The organism is Nocardioides albus (assembly GCF_014648255.1).
Classification (GTDB): domain Bacteria; phylum Actinomycetota; class Actinomycetes; order Propionibacteriales; family Nocardioidaceae; genus Nocardioides; species Nocardioides albus.
Map to the genome: position 1 here is coordinate 563,221 of NZ_BMQT01000001.1, position 22,248 is coordinate 585,468.

General features: G+C 68.9%; 22 protein-coding genes. 10 read left to right on the plus strand and 12 right to left on the minus strand.

Translation table 11 applies throughout. The features are described 5' to 3' along the window. The first annotated feature begins 47 nt into the window (after positions 1–47). The 3 genes from IEY84_RS02550 to IEY84_RS02560 all read left to right on the plus strand — a co-directional run bounded on the left by IEY84_RS02550 (position 48) and on the right by IEY84_RS02560 (position 3,419). Complete coding sequence (locus IEY84_RS02550) at positions 48–845, plus strand: CoA transferase subunit A (RefSeq protein WP_183541928.1); 798 nt, start codon at positions 48–50, stop codon at positions 843–845. A gap of 3 nt (positions 846–848) precedes the next feature. After that, a complete protein-coding gene (locus IEY84_RS02555) occupies positions 849–1,499 on the plus strand; it encodes a CoA transferase subunit B (RefSeq protein ID WP_183541930.1) in 651 nt (216 codons plus the stop codon). A gap of 93 nt (positions 1,500–1,592) precedes the next feature. Beyond that, entirely contained in the window at positions 1,593–3,419 is a 1,827-nt protein-coding gene (locus IEY84_RS02560) for a CocE/NonD family hydrolase (protein WP_183541932.1), read from the plus strand. 31 nt (positions 3,420–3,450) lie between these two features. On the opposite strand, the gene IEY84_RS02565 is transcribed toward IEY84_RS02560, so the two are convergent. The 4 genes from IEY84_RS02565 to IEY84_RS02580 form a co-directional block, all read right to left on the minus strand. Next, positions 3,451–4,671, minus strand: coding sequence for an MFS transporter (locus tag IEY84_RS02565; RefSeq protein WP_183541934.1), 1,221 nt, complete (start codon positions 4,669–4,671; stop codon positions 3,451–3,453). Between the two features lie 70 nt (positions 4,672–4,741). After that, positions 4,742–5,215 (minus strand): MarR family winged helix-turn-helix transcriptional regulator, encoded by a 474-nt coding sequence (locus tag IEY84_RS02570; RefSeq protein WP_183541936.1) that lies wholly within the window; start codon positions 5,213–5,215, stop codon positions 4,742–4,744. Positions 5,216–5,396: 181 nt separating this feature from the next. Beyond that, a complete protein-coding gene (locus IEY84_RS02575; RefSeq protein WP_183541938.1) occupies positions 5,397–5,930 on the minus strand; it encodes a glutathione peroxidase in 534 nt (177 codons plus the stop codon). An 86-nt stretch (positions 5,931–6,016) separates the two neighbouring features. Continuing rightward, a complete protein-coding gene (locus IEY84_RS02580; protein WP_183541940.1) occupies positions 6,017–6,319 on the minus strand; it encodes a hypothetical protein in 303 nt (100 codons plus the stop codon). Between the two features lie 188 nt (positions 6,320–6,507). On the opposite strand from IEY84_RS02580, the gene IEY84_RS02585 reads away from it, so the two are divergent. Beyond that, positions 6,508–7,329, plus strand: a complete 822-nt coding sequence (locus IEY84_RS02585) for a metal-dependent hydrolase (protein WP_260173260.1) — start codon at positions 6,508–6,510, stop codon at positions 7,327–7,329. On the opposite strand, the gene IEY84_RS02590 is transcribed toward IEY84_RS02585, so the two are convergent. The 3 genes from IEY84_RS02590 to IEY84_RS02600 all read right to left on the minus strand — a co-directional run bounded on the left by IEY84_RS02590 (position 7,313) and on the right by IEY84_RS02600 (position 12,662). Continuing rightward, positions 7,313–9,400 carry a protein kinase domain-containing protein gene (locus IEY84_RS02590; protein ID WP_183541944.1) on the minus strand — a complete coding sequence of 696 codons (2,088 nt, stop codon included), beginning with the start codon at positions 9,398–9,400 and terminating at the stop codon, positions 7,313–7,315. The two genes, IEY84_RS02585 and IEY84_RS02590, sit on opposite strands and share 17 nt — an antisense overlap. Positions 9,401–9,482: 82 nt before the next feature. Beyond that, the gene (locus IEY84_RS02595; protein ID WP_189129287.1) at positions 9,483–11,060 is read right to left on the minus strand and encodes a serine/threonine-protein kinase; all 1,578 of its coding nucleotides are present in this window, start codon (positions 11,058–11,060) and stop codon (positions 9,483–9,485) included. Between the two features lie 129 nt (positions 11,061–11,189). Further along, positions 11,190–12,662: an AAA-type ATPase lid domain-containing protein gene (locus tag IEY84_RS02600; protein WP_183541948.1), complete on the minus strand. Its 1,473-nt coding sequence runs from the start codon at positions 12,660–12,662 to the stop codon at positions 11,190–11,192. A gap of 153 nt (positions 12,663–12,815) precedes the next feature. On the opposite strand from IEY84_RS02600, the gene IEY84_RS02605 reads away from it, so the two are divergent. The 6 genes from IEY84_RS02605 to IEY84_RS02630 are packed head-to-tail and all read left to right on the plus strand — an operon-like array spanning position 12,816 to position 17,332. Continuing rightward, on the plus strand, positions 12,816–13,859 hold the full coding sequence (locus tag IEY84_RS02605; RefSeq protein ID WP_183541950.1) for an amidohydrolase family protein: 1,044 nt from the start codon (positions 12,816–12,818) through the stop codon (positions 13,857–13,859). Position 13,860: 1 nt separating this feature from the next. Next, the gene (locus IEY84_RS02610) at positions 13,861–14,631 is read left to right on the plus strand and encodes an iron-sulfur cluster assembly protein (RefSeq protein ID WP_183541952.1); all 771 of its coding nucleotides are present in this window, start codon (positions 13,861–13,863) and stop codon (positions 14,629–14,631) included. Next, positions 14,628–15,662 (plus strand): NAD(P)-dependent alcohol dehydrogenase, encoded by a 1,035-nt coding sequence (locus IEY84_RS02615; RefSeq protein ID WP_229788243.1) that lies wholly within the window; start codon positions 14,628–14,630, stop codon positions 15,660–15,662. Before IEY84_RS02610 ends, IEY84_RS02615 begins: the two co-directional genes overlap by 4 nt. Before the next feature lie 10 nt (positions 15,663–15,672). Continuing rightward, positions 15,673–16,152 carry a DUF1097 domain-containing protein gene (locus IEY84_RS02620; RefSeq protein ID WP_183541954.1) on the plus strand — a complete coding sequence of 160 codons (480 nt, stop codon included), beginning with the start codon at positions 15,673–15,675 and terminating at the stop codon, positions 16,150–16,152. Positions 16,153–16,182: 30 nt separating this feature from the next. Then, positions 16,183–16,977, plus strand: a complete 795-nt coding sequence (locus tag IEY84_RS02625; protein ID WP_183541956.1) for an acetoin reductase — start codon at positions 16,183–16,185, stop codon at positions 16,975–16,977. A 28-nt stretch (positions 16,978–17,005) separates the two neighbouring features. Further along, a complete protein-coding gene (locus IEY84_RS02630; RefSeq protein WP_183541958.1) occupies positions 17,006–17,332 on the plus strand; it encodes a putative quinol monooxygenase in 327 nt (108 codons plus the stop codon). A 54-nt stretch (positions 17,333–17,386) separates the two neighbouring features. Here IEY84_RS02630 and IEY84_RS02635 read toward each other — a convergent pair whose 3' ends face one another. The 5 genes from IEY84_RS02635 to IEY84_RS02655 all read right to left on the minus strand — a co-directional run bounded on the left by IEY84_RS02635 (position 17,387) and on the right by IEY84_RS02655 (position 22,086). Further along, positions 17,387–18,409 (minus strand): hypothetical protein, encoded by a 1,023-nt coding sequence (locus IEY84_RS02635; protein WP_183541960.1) that lies wholly within the window; start codon positions 18,407–18,409, stop codon positions 17,387–17,389. After that, the gene (locus tag IEY84_RS02640) at positions 18,409–19,023 is read right to left on the minus strand and encodes a DUF2867 domain-containing protein (protein WP_183541962.1); all 615 of its coding nucleotides are present in this window, start codon (positions 19,021–19,023) and stop codon (positions 18,409–18,411) included. Before IEY84_RS02640 ends, IEY84_RS02635 begins: the two co-directional genes overlap by 1 nt. A 75-nt stretch (positions 19,024–19,098) precedes the next feature. After that, positions 19,099–19,803 carry a response regulator transcription factor gene (locus IEY84_RS02645; RefSeq protein ID WP_183541964.1) on the minus strand — a complete coding sequence of 235 codons (705 nt, stop codon included), beginning with the start codon at positions 19,801–19,803 and terminating at the stop codon, positions 19,099–19,101. Next, entirely contained in the window at positions 19,800–20,966 is a 1,167-nt protein-coding gene (locus IEY84_RS02650) for a sensor histidine kinase (RefSeq protein WP_183541966.1), read from the minus strand. The genes IEY84_RS02645 and IEY84_RS02650 overlap by 4 nt, the downstream gene beginning before the upstream one ends. A 109-nt stretch (positions 20,967–21,075) precedes the next feature. Further along, positions 21,076–22,086 (minus strand): TerC family protein, encoded by a 1,011-nt coding sequence (locus tag IEY84_RS02655; RefSeq protein ID WP_183541968.1) that lies wholly within the window; start codon positions 22,084–22,086, stop codon positions 21,076–21,078. Positions 22,087–22,248: the final 162 nt, after the last annotated feature.

Below are 22,248 nucleotides of genomic sequence, written 5' to 3' on the forward strand. Positions count from 1 at the left end.
TGGGTCTCGACAAGCTCGACCACCGAAACACAGAGAGCAGAGAAGACATGGGTCTGGACAAGGTGGTCGGATCGGCCGCGGAAGCGGTTGCCGACATTCACAGCGGAGCGAGCCTGGCCGTCGGCGGCTTCGGCCTGGTGGGGATCCCGTGGTTCCTGATCGAAGCGCTGCGGGAGCAGGGCGCGGACGACCTGATGGTCGTCTCCAACAACTGCGGCGTCGACGGCGCGGGACTCGGGCTGCTGCTCGACGACCGCCGCATCACCCGGGTGATCGCGAGCTACATCGGCGAGAACAAGGAGTTCGGCCGGCAGTACCTGGCCGGTGAGCTCACGCTCGAGCTCACCCCGCAGGGCACGCTCGCGGAGCGGATGCGCGCGGGTGGCAGCGGGATCGGGGCGTTCTACACGCCGACCGGCGTCGGCACGATGGTCTCCGACGGCGGCCTCCCCTACCGCTACCACCCCGACGGGACGATCGCCGAGGCCTCCGAGCCGAAGGAGGTCCGCGAGTTCCACGGCAAGCAGATGGTGCTCGAGGAGAGCATCGTCACCGACTTCGCGCTGGTGCGCGCGACCCGCGTCGACCGGGCCGGCAACGCCCAGTTCAACGCCTCCACCCGCAACTTCAACGTCCCGGCCGCGATGGCAGGTCGGATCACCGTCGTCGAGGCCGAAGAGGTCGTCGAGGTGGGTGAGATCGACCCCGCCGACGTACATCTCCCGGGGATCTTCGTGAAGCGGATCGTCGCGCTGACGCCCGAGCAGGCAGCGCGCAAGGACATCGAGAAGCGTACGACGCGGGGCGATCGCCCGACCGAGACCACTTCGAGCAAGGAGGCCTGAGTCATGGCTTGGGACCGCAACCAGATGGCCGCGCGCGCCGCACAGGAGCTGCAGGACGGCGACTACGTCAACCTCGGGATCGGCCTGCCGACGCTGATCCCCGACTACATCCCGGAGACCTCGACGGTCGTGCTGCACGCCGAGAACGGCATCCTCGGCGTCGGCCCGTTCCCCTACGAGGACGAGGTCGACCCCGATCTGATCAACGCCGGCAAGCAGACCGTGACCGTGCTCGCGGGTGCCTCCTACTTCGACTCCGCGACCTCCTTCGCGATGATCCGCGGCGGCCACATCGACGTCGCCGTCCTGGGCGCGATGCAGGTCTCGACCAACGGCGACATCGCCAACTGGATGGTGCCGGGCCAGATGGTCAAGGGCATGGGCGGCGCGATGGACCTCGTCTCCGGCGCCGGGCGGGTGATCGTGCTGATGGAGCACGTCACCAAGAAGGGCGCTCCCAAGCTGCTCGCGGCCTGCGACCTGCCGCTGACCGGACGCGGGATCGTGAAGCGGGTCATCACCGACCTGGGCGTTCTCGACGTGGCGGGCGAAGCGTTCGAGCTCGTCGAGCTCGCTCCCGGAGTGACGTACGAGGAGGTCGTCGCGGCCACCGGGGCCCCCGTCGTCGACAAGACCGTCGCCCTGACTGCTTAGTCTCACTATTCAAAACCGGGTACGCCGAGACGTAACTCGCGTTTGCACTCCGTCGTTCGAGGTGTGACACCCACCACACCCCTGGAGTGAGTCGTGAAACTCGGCAGACTGGCATTCCTCTTCCCGTTCCTGGCGCTCATCACGACCTTCCTGCCACCGGCGCTCACCCCGAGCGCCGCCCAGGCCGCGCCTGCGGTGGCCGCTCAGCCGCCGCAGGCACGGGTCGGGGCGTGGAAGCCGCGCCCGGCGACGTACGACGTGGTGGTCGAGAAGGACGTCGCGATCACGATGTCCGACGGAGTCGTCCTGCTCGCCGACATCCACCGTCCAGCGAAGGCCGACGGCACTCCGGCCGCAGGTCGGTTCCCGGTGATCCTGACGCAGAACCCCTACAACAAGAACGCGTCCGGCGGGAGCGGCGGCGACTACTTCGTCCAGCGCGGGTACGTGTTCGTGCAGACCGACGTACGCGGCACCGGCTCCTCCGCCGGCCAGTGGGACGCCTTCGGTGACCGCGAGCAGAAGGACGGCCTCGAGGTCGCCAACTGGGCGACCTCGAAGCAGCGCCCCTGGAGCAACGGCGAGCTCGGCCTGTGGGGCGCGTCCTACATGGCCATCAACCAGTTCTTCACCGCCGCCCAGCACCCGCGTGGGCTCAAGGCGATGTTCCCGATCGTGCCGGCCGGCGACGTCTACCGTGACGTGGTCGCCTCCGGCGGACAGATCGACGCCGGGTTCATCCCGTTGTGGTTCGGGCTCGTCACGGGTGCGGGACTGGTGCCGCCGGCCGTGAACAAGGCCCGCCCCGAGGCCACGTTGACCACGCTGCTGCAGCACGCCAGCGGTGCGCTCGGGTTCCAGGTGCCGATGCTCGCCAGTGCGGTGCTGGGCAGCGACGCCGCCTACGACGGGGCCTTCTATCGGAAGCGTTCGCCGCTGAGCGTGGTCGACGAGATCGACGTACCGACGTTCGTGACGGCCGGGCAGTACGACATCTTCCAGCGCGGAGCCCCGATGCTCTTCGACCGGATGCAGCGCAACGGCGTGGACACCAAGCTGCTCGTCGGGCCGTGGACACACACCGAGGCCGCGACGGCCGCCGGACTGGAGGGGAGCGGGATCAACAGCCTCAACGAGATGGCGCTGCGGTGGTTCGACACGCACCTCATGGGCCGGCCGGACTCCACCCTCGACCGGGACGTCGCGCCGGTGACCTACCACGAGATCGGGTCCGGGAAGTGGCGCACGATGCAGTCGTGGCTCGGGAGCGAGGTCCGCGCCAAGACGTACGCCCTCGGGTCGACCCTGAAGCCCGTCGGTGGTGACACCATCCTGCCGCTGCCGGTGCAAGGACTGTGCTCGCGCAGCACTTCTCAGTGGACCGCCGGCGCCCTCGCGATCCCCGGCTGCGAGACCGACAACCGGATCAACGACGCGCTCGGGGCCTCCTACGAGACTGCGCCGGCGACCTCGGACCTGGCCTTCTCCGGTCCGCTGAACGCCGACCTGTCCGTCTCCACGACCGGCACCGACGGCCTGATCTCGGTCTCGGTCGAGGACGTCGCGCCCGACGGATCCGTCGACCGCATTACCGGCGGCTGGCAGACCCTGCGCCATCGTGCTGTCGATCCGGCGAGGTCGCGGACGCTGAACGGGCAGGTCGTCCAGCCCTGGCATCCCTTCACCCGCGAGGCCGAGCAGCCGGTCAGGCCGGGCCAGATCTACCGTGTTCCCGTCGAGGTCTTCCCGACCGGCGCGGTGATCAAGAAGGGCCACCGCCTCCGCGTCACCGTCCACTCCTACGACGTCCCCCACCTGCTGCCCAACGTCAAGCAGCTGGTCCGCGGCGTCGCCGGCGTGGTGACCGTCCACCACGGGGCGACGACCCCCTCGACGCTGACCCTCCCGGCCCGGAAATAGCGTCGAGGAGTCAGTATCTGGCGTCGAGGAGTCAGATTGTGGCGGCTTCCTCCACTACGTGCTCAGTGACCTTCGGGTCGTGGCCACGTGGGGCCTTCACGAGCAGGTACGCCGCGACCGCAGCCCCCAGGGCCAGCGCGATCGCCGCCGAGGCGTAGGCGGCGTGGTAGCCGACGGTCGCAACCAGACCGGCGGCGATCAAGGTGCCGAGGAAGCCGCCGGCCTGCTGGGTGGTCGTCGTCAGGCCCGAGCCGATCCCGGAGAGCTCGGGGGCCAGCGCGCCCATCACCAGCGCCGTCGCCTGCGGCATCGCGATCCCGAAGCCGAGACCCATCACGACCGTGCCGGGGAGGACGTCGAGGACGAAGCTGCCCGAGTCGGGGATGCGGACGAGGTAGAGCATGCCTGCGGCGAAGCCGAGCACGCCGACCAGCATGACGCGCTCCGAACCGAACCGACCCGCCAGCGCCGCACTGAACCCGAGGGACGCGACGGCGATCACCGCGCTGACCGGAAGGAAGGCCAGGCCGGTTGTGAGCGCGCCGAAGCCGAGGATGTCTTGGAGGTAGAGCGTGGTGACGAACTGGAAGGTGAAGCCACCGAAGGTCAGGCTCAGCAGGAGCAGGTTGCCGAGCACGAACCGGTGCTCGGCGAACAGGGCGCGCGGGAGCAGGCCACCCTTGGCACCGGTTGGCGGCGTACCCGCCACCGCGCGGAGCGCGACCACCAACGCGATGATGCCGATCGGAAGGTTGATCAGGAAGGCCCAGCGCCAGGATGCGACCTCGGTGAGCAGACCGCCCAGGACCGTACCCACCGACGCACCGACGGAGCCGATGAAGGCGAGCACCGCGAAGGCGCGGAGCCGCTCGCGGGGCTCGGCGTAGAGACCGGCGATCATGCCGAGCACCACGGCCGAGGCGATGCCGCCGCCGAGACCTTGGACGAACCGCGCGAGGACCAGCGAGGCCGGGTCCCAGGCGAGGCCGCACCATGCCGAGGCGAGGGTGAAGATGCTCAGCCCGGTGAGGAAGACCGGGCGGGTGCCGAAGACGTCACCGGCCCGGCCTGCGGGGAGCAGGACGAGCGCGAAGGCGAGCAGGAACCCGTTGACGACCCATGCCAGCGAGGTATCGCCGAAGCCGAGGTCGTCACGGATTGCAGGAAGGGCGACGGTCACGACCGTGCCGTCGAGGATCACCATCAGCTGAGTGGCTGCGAGGGTCGCGAGCGCGACTGTCTTGGTCGTCATAGATACGACCATAGAAGATTGTTTGTTATGAAACAATCTTTTTCGGGATATTCAGTTATGGATCTATTTCTCAGCGCGCCGAGGCAGGAGCACGGCGTCGCAGCGTCATCGTGTGCGACGGTGTCGCCCAGGGCCCCTCGACCAGGCGCTGGAGCGCCTCGACGAACGCCTCGCCCTCGCTCGGCGCCAGACCCTCGAGCGCCTTGGCCACGGTCGCGTTGTAGGTCTTCGAGGCCTCCTCGAGGGCTTCCTCCCCGGCCCGGGTCAGCGCGACGATGCGCGCGCGGCGATCGGTGTCCGAGACCCGCCGCTCGGCGAGACCGCGGCGCTCGAGGTTGTCGAGCGTGGTGACCATGGTGGTCTTGTCGAGCATCGCCATCTCAGCCACAGCGTTCTGGGTGTACGTCCCCTCGGCCGCCTTCAGCAGCACGCAGTACTCCCGCACCGACAGCCCCACGCCGGCGAGCGCATCGCCGAACTGGGCCGCGAAGGCATGAGCAGACTGATTGAGCAGGAACAACAGGTCGATGCGCGGTCCGGTCATGAATAGATCCTAGCGAATCATCCCATACCAAACTATCTCTCAGCCAACTATCCCGTCCCCACTCGCCGAGACGTCGAAATCTGACGTCGAGAAGTCAGTTTCTGACGTCGAGAAGTCAGTTCTCCTGACCTCTCGACGTCAAAAATCGACGTTTCGGCGTCAAGAACTGACGCTTCGGCGGTTAGAGGTACTGGGCGAGGTCGGACTGGATCTCTTCCGGCGTCACCGGGGGCTCGTAGCGCTTGAGAACCTCGCCGTCGCGGCCGATGAGGAACTTGGTGAAGTTCCACTTGATGTCTCCGGGCTCGGTCGCCGGGCTGATGTCCTTCACCGCCTCGTAGAACTGGCCCAGGTGCGGGCCCCAGTCACCGGGTGCCTCGGCGCGCAGGAACTCGTAGACAGGTGTGGAGCTCTCCCCGTTGACGTCGACCTTGGCCAGGACCGGGAACGTGACGTCGTACGTGGTCTTGCAGAACTCCTGGATCTCGTCGTCGCTGCCGGGCTCCTGACCCAGGAACTGGTTGGTCGGGAACCCGATGACCTCGACGCCGGAGTCCTTGGTGGCCCGGTAGAGCGCCTCCAGGCCTTCGTACTGGGACGTCAGGCCGCACTTGCTCGCCACGTTGACGATCAGCAGCAGCTTGCCCTGGTAGTCCCCGAGCCGGACGGTGCTGCCGTCGGCGGCCGTCGCTTCGAAGTCGTGCGTGGTGGTCACAGGTCTCTCCTCGGATCTCAGGTGTCGGGGTCTGGACGCAGAGGCACCCCGAGCTCTTCGAGACGACAACCCTGCTCGCTGCGAGGTTATGCCCCGCGTCGCTGCGGGACGGACGCGGCCTCCGCGGCCAGACGACGATCCCTGGCGACCGTCATGATCGCGGCCGACATCCACTCGAGCGCCTCGGGCATCTCGTAGGCGATCTCCTCGAGCAGCGTCGGCATGTCGTGCCGGCCCACCGAGAGCAGCATCTCGCTCAGCGAGCCGTCGGGCGCGGTGACCATGAACCGGAACTCGATCGCCTCCGGAGTCACCGTCGCCGCACACCGGCCGGTCTCGAACGCCCACGGCGCGCGGCGGACATCGCCTTGGGTGCCGGGAGTCGTCATGACCGGGCATCATATTGAAACTGCCACCCTCACCGCATCTCTTTCGCGGTGCGAATCCTCCGTCGAACAGTGATTCGAATCTCGTCGCCAGACACGCCACCCCAACGCGCCGACAGCAACCCACGGACCGGTACGTTCGTCCGCGGTCATTCGGCGGGGAGCACTGGAGAGGGACACAACTTCACATGATGGGCGGGCATCACGCAGCCTCAGGCGCGGCCGCGTGGATCGCAGTGACATCGTCAGCACCGATCGCTCTCGGGTGGTATCCGGGCGTCTCGGACATCGGCGTGATGACCGGCACCCTGGTGTGCGCCGGCGCCGCGCTGCTTCCGGACGCGGATCACCACAACGGCACGATCGCTCATTCGCTGCCGCCGGTCTCCGAGGGCTTGACCAAGATCGTCGGAAAGGTCTCCGGCGGCCACCGCAACGGCACCCATTCGATCCTCGGTGTGCTCGCCTTCACCGGCCTCGCCTGGGGCGCGGGGAAGCTCTCGCTCGAGACCGAGACCTTCGGCAGCGTCCTGATCGGTCCGGGCATCATGTGCGTCCTGCTGGTGGCCTTCGCCATGGATGCCCTGAAGCTCACCCGCAAGGGCGTCCACTGGCCGTGGATCCCGGCGGTGGCCCTGGCGGCGGTGATCGCCATCTTCGCGCCCGAGGAATGGTGGTGGATGCCGTTCTCCGTCGCCCTCGGCTGCGTCGTGCACCTGCTCGGTGACTTCGTGACCACGATGGGGATCCCGGTGTTCTGGCCGATCGCACCCAAGCCACCGAAGTGGGTCCGGCGCAACAAGTGGCTCCCGTTCGACAACATGTGGACGCGGGGCGGCCACTTCGCCCTCCCGATCCTCGGTGATGCGGGCTCCATCCGCGAGTGGGTCGTGATGACCCCGATCAGCCTCTACGCCGTCGTCGGCTTCGGTTGGGCGATGCTGAGCCAGATGGGCTTCGACGTCGACAGCCGCTGGGACGTACTGGTCTCGAACCTCAGCGCGCTCGTCTGAGCGACTGCCGCCACGACTTCTCGCCGCTCGCGGCTGCGACGGACCGTCGACGGCCGCGAAGCGGGCGCCCGAGGAAGATGCCTGCCAGGAGCCCGAACGCCGCGAGCAGGGCGACCACGGCCAGCAGGCCGCTCAGGACGACCTTGGTCTGGACATCCCGGTGCTCCTCGCCGACATCGTCCGCGACGATCAGCGTCATCGACACGATCGTGTCCTTGAGGAGCTGGATGAACCGGTTCATGTCCTCGGACCAGATCTGTGCGGCCGGCCTGCCCGGGCCTTGCCTCTCCAGGTCCGGGATCACCTGCTCGAGCGAGCCGTCGTTGATGGCCCGGACCACGGCGTTCTGGGACACCACGCCGCGGGAGCCGTCAGCGAAGGTGCCGTCCGAGATCTTGTCCAACGCCTCCTGGGTCGCCTTCGGGGCATCGGCATAGAAGGAGCGGGAGGTGAGCTGCCACGACGTACGCGCCTCGCTCATCGCCTTCATCGACTCCTCGTCGAGCTGGCCCGTCATCAGCGCCGGCACCATGATCGCGCGCTCGACCCCCAAGGACTCGGCGGCCGACCTGACGTACTTGAGGTTGGCGACCTGCTTGTAGATCTTCTCGTTGCGGATGTTGGGCATCTCGGCCGCGAAGTCGAGCAGCTCGTAGGCGGTGTCGGTGTAGGCGGCGACGGCGGCCTCCGTGCTCGCCTTGTCGCCGTCCTCGAGATCCTTGCGGTAGGCGTCGATGCCCTCGAGGACGGTGTAGGTGCGCTCGACCCGCTCCCGCAGGCTCGGGGTCTCGGCGAGATCGATCTTGGTGATGTCGTCGTGCCACGCCTCGATCGAGTCGTCGGTCACCTGTCGATAGGCCTGCCGGACCGCGTCCGGGACCTGGTCCGAGCTCAACGCGTCACGCTCGAAGATGAGATCCATCCCGAGCTCGTAGCTCTCCGGGAGCGCGCCCGCGATCGTCATCGCCTCGGTGGAGACACCTCGCTCCTCGAGCGCGTCGGCGAAGACCAACCCGCCCACCACCATCGCGATCACCACCGGCACCAGAAGCGCGCCGAGCACCCGGGTGCGCAGCACGCCCGGCTTCGGGGCCGCATGAGACCGAGGCGTACGCTGCGCCGACTCCACCACTCCCGCGACGGCTGTCGCCGATGACGGCGCGGGAGCCGAGAGTGCCTTCGGGGCGGCGATCGCGGCGGGCTTCGGGGACGAGGGCAGCTCCCGGCCACCGGGGATGGCCGCAGGTATGACCCCGGGCCGGCGCGCGAAGGCGACGACCTCACCGGCCGTGGGTCGCCGAGACGGGTCCTTGTCCATCATGGCCGCCACGAACTCGTCGACGTGAGCAGGCACGTCGACCACGTCGTTGACGTGCGGGACCGGCGCCGTCACGTGCTGGTAGATCATCGAGACCGGCTCGGAGCCGGCGTAGGGAGCGCGACCGGTCAACAGCTCGAAGTACACGCAGCCGAGCGCGTAGATGTCGCTCGACGGTCCGACCACGGTGTCGGCGGCCTGCTCGGGCGAGATGTAGGGCAGGCTCCCCATCACGTGGCGGGTCGAGGTGAGCCGCTCGGCCTGGTGGCTGGCCAGCTGGGCGATGCCGAAGTCGAGCACCCGGATCCGGCCGTCGCCGTCGTAGACCAGGTTGGACGGCTTGATGTCGCGGTGGATGATCCCCGAGGCGTGGACCGCGGTGAGCGTACGCGCGACCTGGACCACGGCCTCGCTCGCCTCCTCGACGGTGAACCGCCCCTGCTTCTCGAGCCGATCGGCCAGCGTCGGACCGGGAAGCAGCTCCATGACCAGGTAGACGATGCTGCCGTACTCGGTCTCCTCGACCCCGACGTCGTGCACCTGCACCGTGCCCGGGTGGCTGGCCGCCGTCGTCGAGAGCGCCTCACGCCGGAATCGCTCGGTCACCTTCGGGTCGGCAGAGATCTCGACGATCTTCACGGCCACCCAGCGCTCGAGCCTGATGTCGGCGGCCTGCCAGACCTCGCCCATCCCGCCGCGGCCAAGCAGGCGGTGCAGGCGGTATCGGCCTGCGATCGGGGGGCGCGTTCGCATGCGCATATGTTGTCGGACTCACACCCCGTGCGTCTTGTGTACGCACCGATGGAACCCGCCGATCTTTGCTGTCGTCTTCGGTTTACGCGTCAACCGCTCGCCTTCGTACGTAAAGCAGGGCGACCCCGACCACCGCGAACACGGCCAACGTGATGCCGGTGAAGACACCCCAGGCGATCGTCTGGTTCTGAGCGTCACTGTGCTCGCGCTCGACGCCCTCAGCGAGCCGCCGAGCGGTGTCGACGACCACGCTCTTGAGATCCTGGACGTAGCGGGCCGCATCGGCCAGCCAGAGCTGGTCCACAGGCCTGCCGTCCGCGGTCGCCTCCAGCTGCCTCACGACGTCCTCGACGTCACGGGCGTTGAGCACTCGGATCACGGCGCGCTGGGACGAGACCGCGTAGGAGCCGAACTCGAACGACCGGCCCGAGATCCGATCGAGCGTCTGCCGCATCCCGGGGTCGGCGCGCGCGTAGATCGACGCCGAATGGGTCGCCCAGGAGTCCTGGGCGGCGCTGAGATCGGCGATCCCCTGGTCACTGATCCGCCCGTTTCGCAAGGCGTTCGCCATGATCCTCCGCTCGAGTCCGAGCACCTCCGAGACCGAGCCGATCAGCTCCAGGTTCCGCGTCTGCTTCGCCAGCTCGTCGTCCTGGAACGAAGGCAGCTCGGCGGCGAGGTCGAAGAGCCCGTTGACCGCGTGCGTGTAGATCTCGACGGCTACCACCTTGCCGGACCTGTCCCCGGCCCGCGCGGCCGCACGGATGTCGGAGAGCCGCTCGAGGGCAGCCGCCGACCTCTCCAGACGCCGCTGCAGACCCGGATCATCCGCGGTGTCCAGCGCCTCCACCTCGTCGGCCCAGGCCTCGATGGATCTGTCGGTGATCTGGAGGAGGTCCTCGGTCAGTGCCGCATCGGTCCGCAGAGCATCGCGCTCGATCGAGAGGTCGAAGGCGAGCTGAAAGCTGGTCGGCAAGATGTTCGCGAGCGGCTCAGCGTTCCCTACGTTCGACATCGTGTCGCCGGCCCGGAGCGTGCTCCAGCAGCCGAAGACCAGCCCCGGCAGAAGCAGGACCATGAGCACACCCAGGACGGTCGACGTGATCCGGGCGCGGCGCGCGTTCGCTCCGGGCTGCCGGACGATCTTCTTCGGCGGGGCGGTGAGTCCGCTCTCCAGCACGGTCACGACCTCGTCCGCCCGCGGTCGCTCGGCCGGGTCCGCGGCGATCATCGCGGTGACGATGCCGTCGATCTGACCGGGCACCGTCACCACCGAGCCGATCCGCTCCGGCTCGGTCCCTGCGTACGGAGGACGTCCCGCAAGGAGCTCGAAGAACACCGCGCCCAGCGAGTAGATGTCGCTGGCGGGGCCGACTCGCTGCCGCTCGATCTGCTCGGGAGCCAGGTAGGGAAGGCTCTCCCCCGGACGCGGCGCCGGCGCGCCGATCAGCATGGCCGTGCCGTCCTCCCCGAACCCGATGGTGGCCGGCCGGATGTCGCCGTGCACCTGCCCGGCGGCGTGGCCGCCGGCGAGGATGCGCGCGATCTGCCCGACGATGGCAGAGGCCTCACCGGGCTGAAGTCGATGTTCCTGGACAAGCCGGCCGGCAAGACTCCGACCGTCCAGAGCAGGTCCGCCCTGTCCGGTCAGATGGGTCATATGCTGGCGACCGGCACGTGGGGGACGGATCCGCATGGGCCCATAGTCCCTGGTGAGCAGCCCTTCGGGACCGGTCGCAGCCGAGAGTTTTCCTGGGCGTGGCCAAGAGTTCGATTCGCACCCGAGGGGCTAGCCCGGTCGGAGCCTGATCCCGTACTGCTGCACCTTGCGGTAGACGGTGGCGCGCGACATCCCGAGCTCCGTGGCCGCTTCCTGCATGGTGATCCCCCGACGGGTCAGGACGCGGACGATCTCACCGCGCTCGAAGGCGTCGATGCGGGACAGCGGACGCCTGGTGTCGGAGAGGACGTCAGCGGGAAGGTGACGCAGGTCGACCTGGTCTCCGGCGCTCACGGCCCGCTGGACGACATGGACGAGCTCGGTGACGTTGCCCGGCCAGCCATGGTCGTGCAGGGCCCGCTCCGCGGCCGGGGTCAGCGCGATCTCCCTGCCCCGCACCCGCAGGCCGACCCGTTGCGCCAGCGGGAGCACGTCCTCCGGCCGCTCCCGCAGCGGCGGCACCTCGACCACCGTGTCGACGAGATCCGTCAGGGCCGCGGGGACGCCCTCGAAGGTGTCGGCGGTCACCGCGAACGGCACTCCTGCGACCGCCCCGGGCGTCGCCTCGACCAGGAGAGCGTGCAGCCGCTCCGCCACCCAGGCCGGGAGCATGTTCACGTCGCGTACGACCACCGCGGTGTCCTGCTTGGCGAGCTCCGGCGTCCACAGCGACAGCCAGGCCTCGGCATCGGCAGGATCCGGGGCGGACGCCGCCAGGATCCGGTCACGCGGCCGCAGGTCGCGGAAGGCCTGAGCGACCAGGGTCGTACGCCCCACCCCAGGCTCTCCCACCACGGCGACCCGCCGGCCGACGGCGAGCGCGTCGCGCACCTTCCCCAGCGCCTCGCACCAGACGGTGGAGAGGTCGCGGAGGGTGCCTGCGCCCGGTTCCAGCCGGGGCGCCTCGACCCGGAAAACCTCGCCGCGGGGAGCCGGCCGCGGAAACCTGCCGCGGGCACGCGCGACCATGAGCGACGCGGTGTTGCTCGCGGCCGACTGGGCCAGGGCCAGCAGCAGCTCGTGGGACGACTCCGACCAGGTGGTCAGATTCACGCTGCCCTCCAGGCGGCCGCTGATCGGGTCGATCACAGGGGCGGCCGCGCAGGTGTAGCTGCACAGCGAGAGCGAGTAGTGCTCGTCGGCCCGGACCACGGTCGGGGTCCGGTCGGCCAGCGCGAGGCCGAGCCCGTTGGTGCCGGCCGCGCGCTCGTTGTAGCTGAACCCCGGAGCCAGGTGCACCGCGTCGAGGTCGCGGAGCAGCTGCTGGTCACCGCTGAGGCGGTTGAGCACCAGACCCACGGGGTCGGTGAGCATCAGGCTGACCGGTTCTCCGACGAGGGTCCGATGGAGGTCGTGGAGCACCTCCTGCCCGCACTGGAAGAAGAGCGACTCCTTGTCATAGGCACCGGAGAAGACCGGGTCGACCTCCTCGACGGAGACCCCGTACTCCTGGCTCCGCTGCCAGGACGCCCGGACACGAGGCGCCAGCGCCGTCGCATCGACGGCCCCGGTGCGCTGCGCGATCGGATGGCGACCTGTCATGTGATCGACGTTACATCCGTTGGTGGCCGACGGCAGCCGAGCGGCGTCTCAGATTGAGACGGGCGCGATCTCACATTGAGACGCCGCACCCCTGATCCGCGAGCCTCGCCGGCCCTAGCGTCCTGTGACGGAAGCCACAGAACGGAGACCCCGATGTACACCAAGAACAACGAGTCGTACTTCATCGTCGACGCCCACGTCGCGCTCTGGGACGCCCGTCCGGAGAACCAGCGCAACATCCACGGCAAGCAGTTCATCGACTGCTTCTACGACTATCACCGCAACCTCTCCCCCGAGGAAGAGGCCTGGCCCTATGAGGACTACCTCTACCAGGGCGGCGAGCGGCTGATGCACGACCTGTTCGAGGTCGGCTACGTCGACCACGCGATCTTCCAGCCGGCCCACCTGGGCGAGTTCTACACGAACGGGTTCGGGCAGACCCAGGAAGCCTCGCAACTGGCCGCGAAGCACCCCGACAGGCTGACGTACAACCACCACTTCGACCCCCGCAACGGCGAGGCCGGGCTCGAACAGCTCCACGCCGACGCCGAACGGTTCGGGCTCAAGGGCGTCAAGCTCTACACCGCCGAGTGGCACGGGGAATCGCGCGGCTGGAAGCTGACCGACCCCTGGGCGTACCGCTACTTCGAGGCCTGCCGGAAACTCGGGATCACCAACATCCACATCCACAAGGGCCCGACGATCCGACCGCTGGACCGCGACGCGTTCGACGTCGCCGACATCGACCACGTCGCCAGCGACTTCACCGACCTGAACTTCATCGTCGAGCACGTCGGCCTGCCCCGGCTCGAGGACTTCTGCTGGATCGCCACCCAGGAGCCCAACGTGCACGGGGGGCTGGCGGTGGCGATGCCGTTCATCCACACCCGGCCGCGCTACTTCGCGCAGATCCTCGGGGAGCTCATCTACTGGATCGGCGAGGACCGGATCCAGTTCTCCTCCGACTACGCGATCTGGACGCCACGATGGCTGATCGAGCGGTTCGTCGACTTCCAGATCCCCGAGGACATGACCGAGTACGCCCCGCTGACGGTCACCCAGAAGAAGAAGATCCTCGGCCTCAACGCCGCGAAGATGTACGACCTGGAGGTGCCCGCCGAGCTGCGGCTGCCCGAGGCGGACGAGACCGCGACAGGTCCCCGTGAGCCTGAGCGGGCCGACCTCGCGGCGGTGTGAAATGTCGCTGCTGACCCAGGAGAGCACCCGCGCCGCGGAGGCGTACGCCGCGCTCCACGCCGTCGTCGACCCCGAGCTCGACGAGCCCATCACCGATCTCGGCTTCGTCCGGTCGCTGACCGTCTCCCCGACCGCGCCGGGCGGCGAAACGGTCAGGGTCGAGGCCCACCTCCGGCTGCCTACGTCGTTCTGCTCGCCCAACTTCGCCTATCTGATGGCGAGCGACGCCAAGGACGCACTGACCGCACTGCCGTGGACCGGCCACGTGGTCGTCGAGCTCGACGACCACCACGACTCCGACCTGATCAACGCCGGGCTGGCGGCCGATGCCGGCTATGTCGGCACGTTCCGCCACGAGGCCGAGTCGTCCCTGGACGAGCTGCGGACCACGTTCCACCGCAAGGCACACACGGCTGCGCTCGAGCGTTGTCTGACCCGGCTGCTGAGAGGGCAGCCGGACCTGCCTGCGGACGCCGTGGGCGAGGTCCGGCTCCAGGACCTCCCCGACGACGAGTTCACCGCCTCGCTCCGGCGGCGCCGGGCGGTCCTCGGGCTGCCCGACCTGCCGGAGGCGTACGTCCTGGTCGACCACGACAACGAGCAGCCCGGCGACATCCCGCTGGCGTTGCGGAGGGCGCGTTCGACCCGGATCTCGATCGACGGGAACGCCCACTTCTGCCGCGGTCTGCTGGCGACGCGCTACGGCGACGAGGTCACCTCGCCCGCCTTCGTACCTCTGACCGACCTGCACCGAGAAGGAGCATCATCATGAGCACCATGCGAGCCGTCCAGGTGGTCGGCTACCACCAGCCGCTGGCGATGGCCGAGGTCCCGGCCCCCGAGCCGACCGGCCCGTTCGACGTCGTCGTGAAGATCGGCGGCGCCGGGGTGTGCCGCACCGACCTGCACGTCCTGGAGGGGCAGTGGGCGGAGAAGTCAGGCGTCACGCTGCCCTACACGATCGGCCACGAGAACGCCGGCTGGGTGCACGCGGTCGGTGACGCCGTCACCAACGTCGCCGAGGGCGACAAGGTGATCCTGCACCCGCTGATCACCTGCGGGCTCTGCCGCGCCTGCCGCTCGGGCGACGACGTGCACTGCGAGCTCAACCAGTTCCCCGGCATCGACACCAACGGCGGCTACGCGGAGTACCTGAAGACCTCCGCGCGCTCAGTGGTCAAGATCGACGACTCCCTCGAGCCCGCTGACGTGGCCGCCCTGGCCGACGCCGGTCTGACCGCCTACCACGCGGCGGCGAAGGCCGCCCGGCGACTGACCCCGCGCGACAGGTGCGTGATCATCGGCGCCGGCGGGCTCGGGCACATCGGCATCCAGGTGCTGAAGGCACTCAGTCCGGCCGAGCTGATCGTGGTCGACCGCAACCCGGACGCGGTGAAGCTCGCCCTCGACATCGGCGCCGACCACGGTGTCGTCGCCGAGGGCACCCAGGTCGACCAGGTCCTCGAGCTCACCGACGGCCATGGCGCCGAGGTCCTCGTCGACTTCGTCGGCGAAGGCGGCGCGACGGCGGAGGGAGTCCGGATGCTCCGCCAGGCGGGCGACTACCACGTCGTGGGTTACGGCGAGAACATCGATGTGCCGACCATCGACATCATCTCGGCCGAGATCAACTTCGTCGGCAACCTCGTCGGCTCCTACAACGACCTGTGCGACCTGATGGCGCTCGCCGCCCGCGGCGCGGTCACGCTGCACACCCAGAAGTACGCCCTCGACGACTTCCAGACCGCCATCTCCGACCTCGACGCCGGCCGGGTCCGCGGCCGCGCGATCCTGGTCCCCTGAGGAGCCGACGATGAAGAAGCTCCTCGGAATCGGCATCTCGGTCGGAGTGCTCGCCGGCGTCTGGACCCAGGTGAGCATCGAGCTCGCGCTCATCACATGGGTCGGGTTCGTCGCCTGGGCGTGCTACTTCGCCGCCGGAGGCGGACGCGAAGGATTCCTCAAGGGTCTCGCGGCGAACCTTGCCGGTGCGCTGTGGGGATACGGCGCGAGCCTGGTCCTGACCTACGCGACCTTCACCGGAGCGGTCGCCCTGGCGGTCACGGTCGTCGCATTCATCCTGTGCCTGCAGGCGGCCGTGGACCTGCTGTCCTTCATCCCCGGAGCCTTCGCCGGCACCGCGGTGCTCTTCGGCACCTCGTTCGACCTCGGCGGCACGGTCATCGCGCTGGTGGTCGGCGCCTGCCTCGGCTGGCTCTCGGACATCGCCGGCCGGCGGATCCAGGCCGCGGTCGACCGATCCGGACGGCCGCTCCCCGCGTCCCAGCCCTGAAATTCGTACCGACAAATATTGGAGGCAGTCATGTCCACAACCCAAGAATCGCCGCGCGTCGCCCTCGTGACCGGGGCAGCCCAGGGCATCGGCAAAGGCATCGCCCTACGTCTCGCCGCTGACGGGCTCGACGTCGCAGTCAACGACATCGGTGCCAACGGCGACCAGCTCAAGACCCTCGCGGAAGAGATCGAGTCGATGGGGAGGCGTTCGACCGCGATCGAGGCCGATGTCTCCGATCCGGCGGCGGTGCAGGCCATGGTGGACCGGGTGGCCGCCGACCTCGGACGGCTCGACGTCGCAGTGGCCAACGCCGGGATCGCCGACGTGAAGCCGTTGCTGGAGACGACCCCCGAGGAGTTCGACCACCTGATGTCGATCAACCTCCGCGGTGTGTACCTCTGCTACACGGCCGCCGCGAAGCAGATGATCAAGCAGGGTGGTGGCGGCAAGATCATCGGAGCGGCATCGATCGTGGCGTACCGGCCCTTCGCGCTGCTCGGCCCCTACTCGGCCTCCAAGTGGGCCGTCCGCGGGCTCACCCAGGCCGCAGCGATGGAGTGGGCACAGCACAACATCACCGTCAACGCGTACTGTCCGGGCATCGTCGGCACCGCGATGTGGGACCACATCGACGAGGAGCTGGCCAAGCACGAGGGTCTGCGCAAGGGCGCGGCCATCGAGAAGCACTCGGAGCTGATCCACCTCGGCAGGGTGTCGGTCCCGGAGGACGTGGCCGCGTTCGTGTCCTACCTCGCCTCCAAGGACTCGGACTACATGACAGGCCAGTCCGTGATGATCGACGGGGGCATCCAGTTCTCGTGACTTCCACCCGACCCATGAAGGAGAGCTCATGATCTTCATCGCCGCCCGCTTCCGGATCAAGCCGGAGTACGCCGAGGACTGGCCGGTCATCTCCGGCCCGTTCACCGAGGCGACCCGGGCCGAGCCCGGCAACCTCTGGTTCGACTGGGCCCGTAGCCTCGACGACCCGAACGAGTACTTCCTGCTCGAGGCCTTCGCCGACGACGACGCCGGCGCCGCCCACGTCACCTCGGCCCACTTCAAGCAGGCCCAGGCGGACCTCCCGCGCCATCTCGCCGAGACGCCGCGGATCGTCAACACCAACATCCCGGGACAGAAGTGGTCCGAGCTCGGCGAGCTCGCGGTCACCGACTGAACCCACGGATCCCGCTTGACCTGGATGGTTCCAGGCCAAGCGGGATCCGTCGCGTCATCCACGCGCAGCGGTACGCCGCCCCAGGTAGGCGAGGCAGGCGACGGCGAGCGCGACGCCCCACAGCGGCCAGAGCATCTCCGGCGCCCAGGCGGCCCAGTCCGTGGTCGCCCCGGGGACCCTCCAGAGGTCGTCCGCGATCGCCATCCGCCAGAACGAGATCCCGGCGGACATCACCACGCCGGCGACCAGGGTCCCGGGCACGAGGGCCATCGCGATCGGGACCGGACGGCCCCCGATGAGGGGCGCCCAGGGCCAGAACACCTCGCCCCAGCGTGCCACCAGCCCCCAGGTCAGGATCGCCCCGACCACGGCGAAGGCACCGAGCCCGAAGCCGGCCCACTTCGCCGCGCCGAGCTCCTCCAGCATCTCGCGGCTGATCCCGAGCGGGATGTTCAGCGCCCAGGCGATCCGGGTGACGGCGTAGAGAAGAGGTACGACGATGGCGACCGCCACCGCAGGACGCCCCCAGCGCGCCCAGCGGCCCCAGTCCAGACGCCCGCCGGGCTCGGCCTGACCGAGCAGGGAGACACCGGTGACGACCAGGGCCAGCCCGCCGGCAGCGTGCGCCAGAGCGACACCGGAGTCGACGAAGAGACCCCACTCGAGCTGTCCGGCACCCGGGCCGAGCCCGACCATCGCAAGCAGGACCTGAGGCAGATAGCCGAGGAACATCAGCGCGCGGACGTCGGAGACGACCACGGCCACGACGAGCCCGAGAACGATCAGGAGCCACCCTGTCACCCTCGTTCTACGCGGCGTCCGCGCGTTGGCGACCACGCCCCCGGCGACCAGGGCGAGGAGCGCGAGCACCGCGATCACCCACGACATCTGGGTGCCGCTCAGAGCGCCGAGCGGCGAAGCCGCATCGGGGACCCACGGGTTCGGTGCCCTGCCCAGCAGAGCGAGCCCGGCCAGGGCGCAGAAGACGAGGGCCCAGGCACCGGCCACCCAGGGCGCTGCGCGCAGCACGACGGAGCGGTGCGGCGTACGTTCCATACGTTCCACCACGGTGGCCATCAGGCCACGCTCCTGGCCGTGACCCAGCGCTGTCCGACCGTGCGCAGCAGGGCCGGATAGACGATGGCGTAGCGGAAGGGCTTGATGAGGGCCATGTAGACCTCGCCGAACCGCCCGTTGGGTCGCACCAGCACGCTCATCTGCGCGCTGTAGCCGTCGGGGGCGCTGTCGTCCTCGACCCAGCCGAGGTGCAGGACACCGTGCATCGTGCGGTTGGCGATCTCCGCGGCGTACTCCCGATCCGTCAGGTAGAGCGAGTGGAACGGGCTGGTGTCGCTCTCGGTTATCGGACGGTTCCTGAGATCCTCGGGCAGGCGATCGCGCAGCGGCGCGACCCGTCTTCCCAGGCCCTGCTCGTCGCCATCGGTGCCGAGCACCCTGCCGAGCGCCCAGCGGACCGCGAAGAGGAAGCGGTACGCCGCCGGGAAGTCTCGGTCGTCATCGGCCATCATCGCTGTGACGAAGCGCGGTAGGTCGTCGGGGCCGCCTTGTACGGGCAATGCCCAGACGTCCTCGAGGTCGAAGTCCTCGGTGATCTCGTGGATCCGCCAGGGCCGGCAGGAGTAGGCGCCCGACGGAATCGGTCTGGTCCTCAGAGGTGCTTGTGTGGTCATGTCTCCACACTGGCCCGCGCTCGGCCGAGCTTCCTCGCCCTCAGGTCGCGGGCACCTCAGCCTCTGGGATGAGACTCAGGTACGCCGGCCGACCAGCCCGGCCTCGTACGCCAGCACGACCGCCTGCACCCGGTCGCGCAGGCCGAGCTTGGCGAGCACATGGCCGACGTGCGTCTTCACCGTCGCCTCGGAGAGGTGGACGCGGCGGGCGATCTCGGCGTTGCTGTCTCCGGTGGCGAGCTCGAGCAGCATGTCGAGCTCGCGGGGCGTGAGCCTTGCCCGGATGTCGGCGGCCCGGCCACCGTCGGCCGCCGGCGCGGCCGCCACGTGCTCGAGCAGACGTCGCGTCGTCGACGGCGCGACCACGGCATGACCGGCGTGAACAGTGCGGATCGCCTCGACGATCTCCTCGGCTCGGGCGTCCTTGAGAAGGAAGCCGCTGGCGCCGGCCCGGATCGCCGGGAACGCGTAGTCATCGAGGTCGAACGTCGTCAGCGCGACCACCTTCGTCGCAGGCTTCTCACTCGTGATCGCGGCCGTCGCCTGGATCCCGTCGAGGCGCGGCATCCGCAGGTCCATGAGGACCACATCGACCCGCTTCGTACGCACCAGGGCGAGCGCCTCGTGACCGTCGGCCGCCTCCCCGGCGAGCTCGAGGTCGGCCTGGCTCTCCACCATCATCCGAAGGGCGGAGCGCATCAACTCCTGGTCGTCGACGATCGCGACACGGATCGGGGTCTCTGGCTCGGCCACGCTGGTCGGTCGCTGAGGCTCGCTCATAGCGGCATCATGGCGCGCACGCGCCACCCCTCGCTGCTCGGCCCCGCCTCGAGGGTGCCACCCACCGCCGCGACCCGTTCCCCCATGCCGCGCAGACCGCGACCGGGCGGCCGCTGGATCCCCACGCCGTCATCTCGGACCTCGACCTGGAGCTGCCGTGCCGTGCTGGTCACCGACACCGTCGCGACCGCTCCGCGACCCGCGTGCCGGCTGACGTTGGTGAGCGCCTCCTGCACGACCCGATAGGCAGTCAGCCCGACAGCAGGGGCGACCTGCACGGGCTCGTCCGCCTCGAGACGTACGGTCAGGCCGGCAGCACGCATCCGCTCGACGAGATCACCGACGTCCGCCAGCCCCGGTTGCGGCTCGGTCGACGACTCGCCGCCGAGAACCCCGAGCAGTCCCCGCATCTCCGTCAGCGCCTCCCGTCCGGTGGTCGCGATCGTGTCGAGGATCCCCGACGCCCGCTCCGGCTGCTGTCCGACGACCATCCGGCCGGCCTCCGCATGGCTGACCACGACCGCAAGCGAGTGGGCGACGACGTCGTGCATCTCGCGCGCGATCCGCTGACGCTCCTCGGCGGCGGCCCGGTCGGCGAGCTGGTCGATCCAGGCGGCCCGGGTCGCCCGGAACCGGCCGAGCGCCCATGCCGCCGTGGTGGCCGCCAGCGTCGCGGTGGCGACCATCAGCCACCACGTCCAGCCCTCCAGCCCGGTGCCGTCGAACCCGGAGAGACGTACGACGGTCAGCAGACAGCCCACCAGCGCGATCCCGAGCGCGATCCCCGGCCACGGTCGCCGGTCCTGTGCGCTCACGGCGTAGAGCAGCACGAAGAAGCACAGGCTGCTCGGCAGCAGCACCGGTCCGTAGTCGCTGCCGGCAGCAGCTGCGGTCGGCCCGCCCAGATCCGGTGCGGCGACCAGCACCAGCTCGGCCAGCGCCCCGGCGACGTACGACGCCAGCGGCCGGCGTCGTGCGGTGGCCACGGCGACGTGAAGAACCACCAGCGCGAGCAGGAGCGCGATCTCCCACCCCGTCGCGACCGCGCCCGCCGTCACCGACGTCCATCCGACCGGCAGCAGGAGCAGCGCAAGGACCCCGGCCAGCGCCACCTGTCCGACGTCTCCGAGCCAGCGAGGCCCGGGAGCAGCTGCCACGGTCATGCGCCAACCCTAGGGCCTGTTGCGCAGGAACGACCGTGGGCCCGCTCCGATCGGAGCGGGCCCACGACCTGAGCTACTGGCCGAGCTCAGTGGTGCTGTCGGTGCTGGGTCACATGTTGCGCGGACCGGTGGCGTCGTCCTGCTCGGCCTTGGACATGCTCCGCGACTTCAGCAGGCTCAGGATCGTGGTGACCGCCAGGATCCCGACGATGACGCTGAGCGAGACCGAGATCGGGATCTCGGGGGCCCACTCGACGTGGTTGCCACCGTTGATGAAGGGCAGCTCGTTCTCGTGGAGCGCGTGGAAGACCAGCTTCAGGCCGATGAACCCGAGCAGGATCGCCAGACCGTAGGACAGGTAGACCAGCCGCTCGAGCAGACCGCCGATGAGGAAGTAGAGCTGGCGCAGGCCCATCAGCGCGAAGATGTTGGCGGTCAGGACCAGGTAGGGCTCCTTGGTCAGGCCGTAGATCGCCGGGATCGAGTCGAGTGCGAACAGCAGGTCGGTGACTCCCAGGGCGCAGATGACGACGAACATCGGGGTCGCGATCCGCTTGCCGTTCTCGCGGATGAACATCTTGGCGCTGGTCCACTGCGAGGTCATCGGGATGTGCCGTTCGAGGAACTTCACGATGGCGGGCTCTTCGTACTCGTCCTCGTCCTCGCCACCCTCCATGGCCAGCTTGACCGCGGTGTAGATCAGGAACGCGCCGAACAGGTAGAAGACCCAGCTGAAGTTCTCGATGGCGGCCGCGCCCACGGCGATGAAGATGCCGCGGAAGACCAGCGCCAGGATGATGCCGATCAGCAGCGCCTTCTGCTGGTACTGCCTCGGCACCGCGAACTTCGACATGATGATGATGAAGATGAACAGGTTGTCGACCGAGAGCGAGTACTCCGTCAGCCAGCCCGCGAAGAACTCAGTGCCGTACTTCGCGCCCGAGAAGACGAAGACGCCGATGCCGAACAGCACGGCCAGACCGATGTAGACGCTCAGCGCGACGATCAGCTCCCGGCGCGAGGGCTCGTGCGGGCGGCGGCCGATGACGAGTACGTCGAAGAGCAGCACAGCGCTGGCGATTCCGATGGTCAACCACCAGATGAGCGGTGAGACGTCCACGAAGGGACTCCTTAGATCGTGAGGCAGAGCGTTCGTTCTTTGGGGAAGATTAGGCGACCGAGGTCAAACCTTCGAAGTCGCAACACCCGACCCGGGCTGTATAACGAGTGCTGAACTAGTCTAACGAGCAGCAATCCTGGCGCTCCCGCATGATCTCAGGCG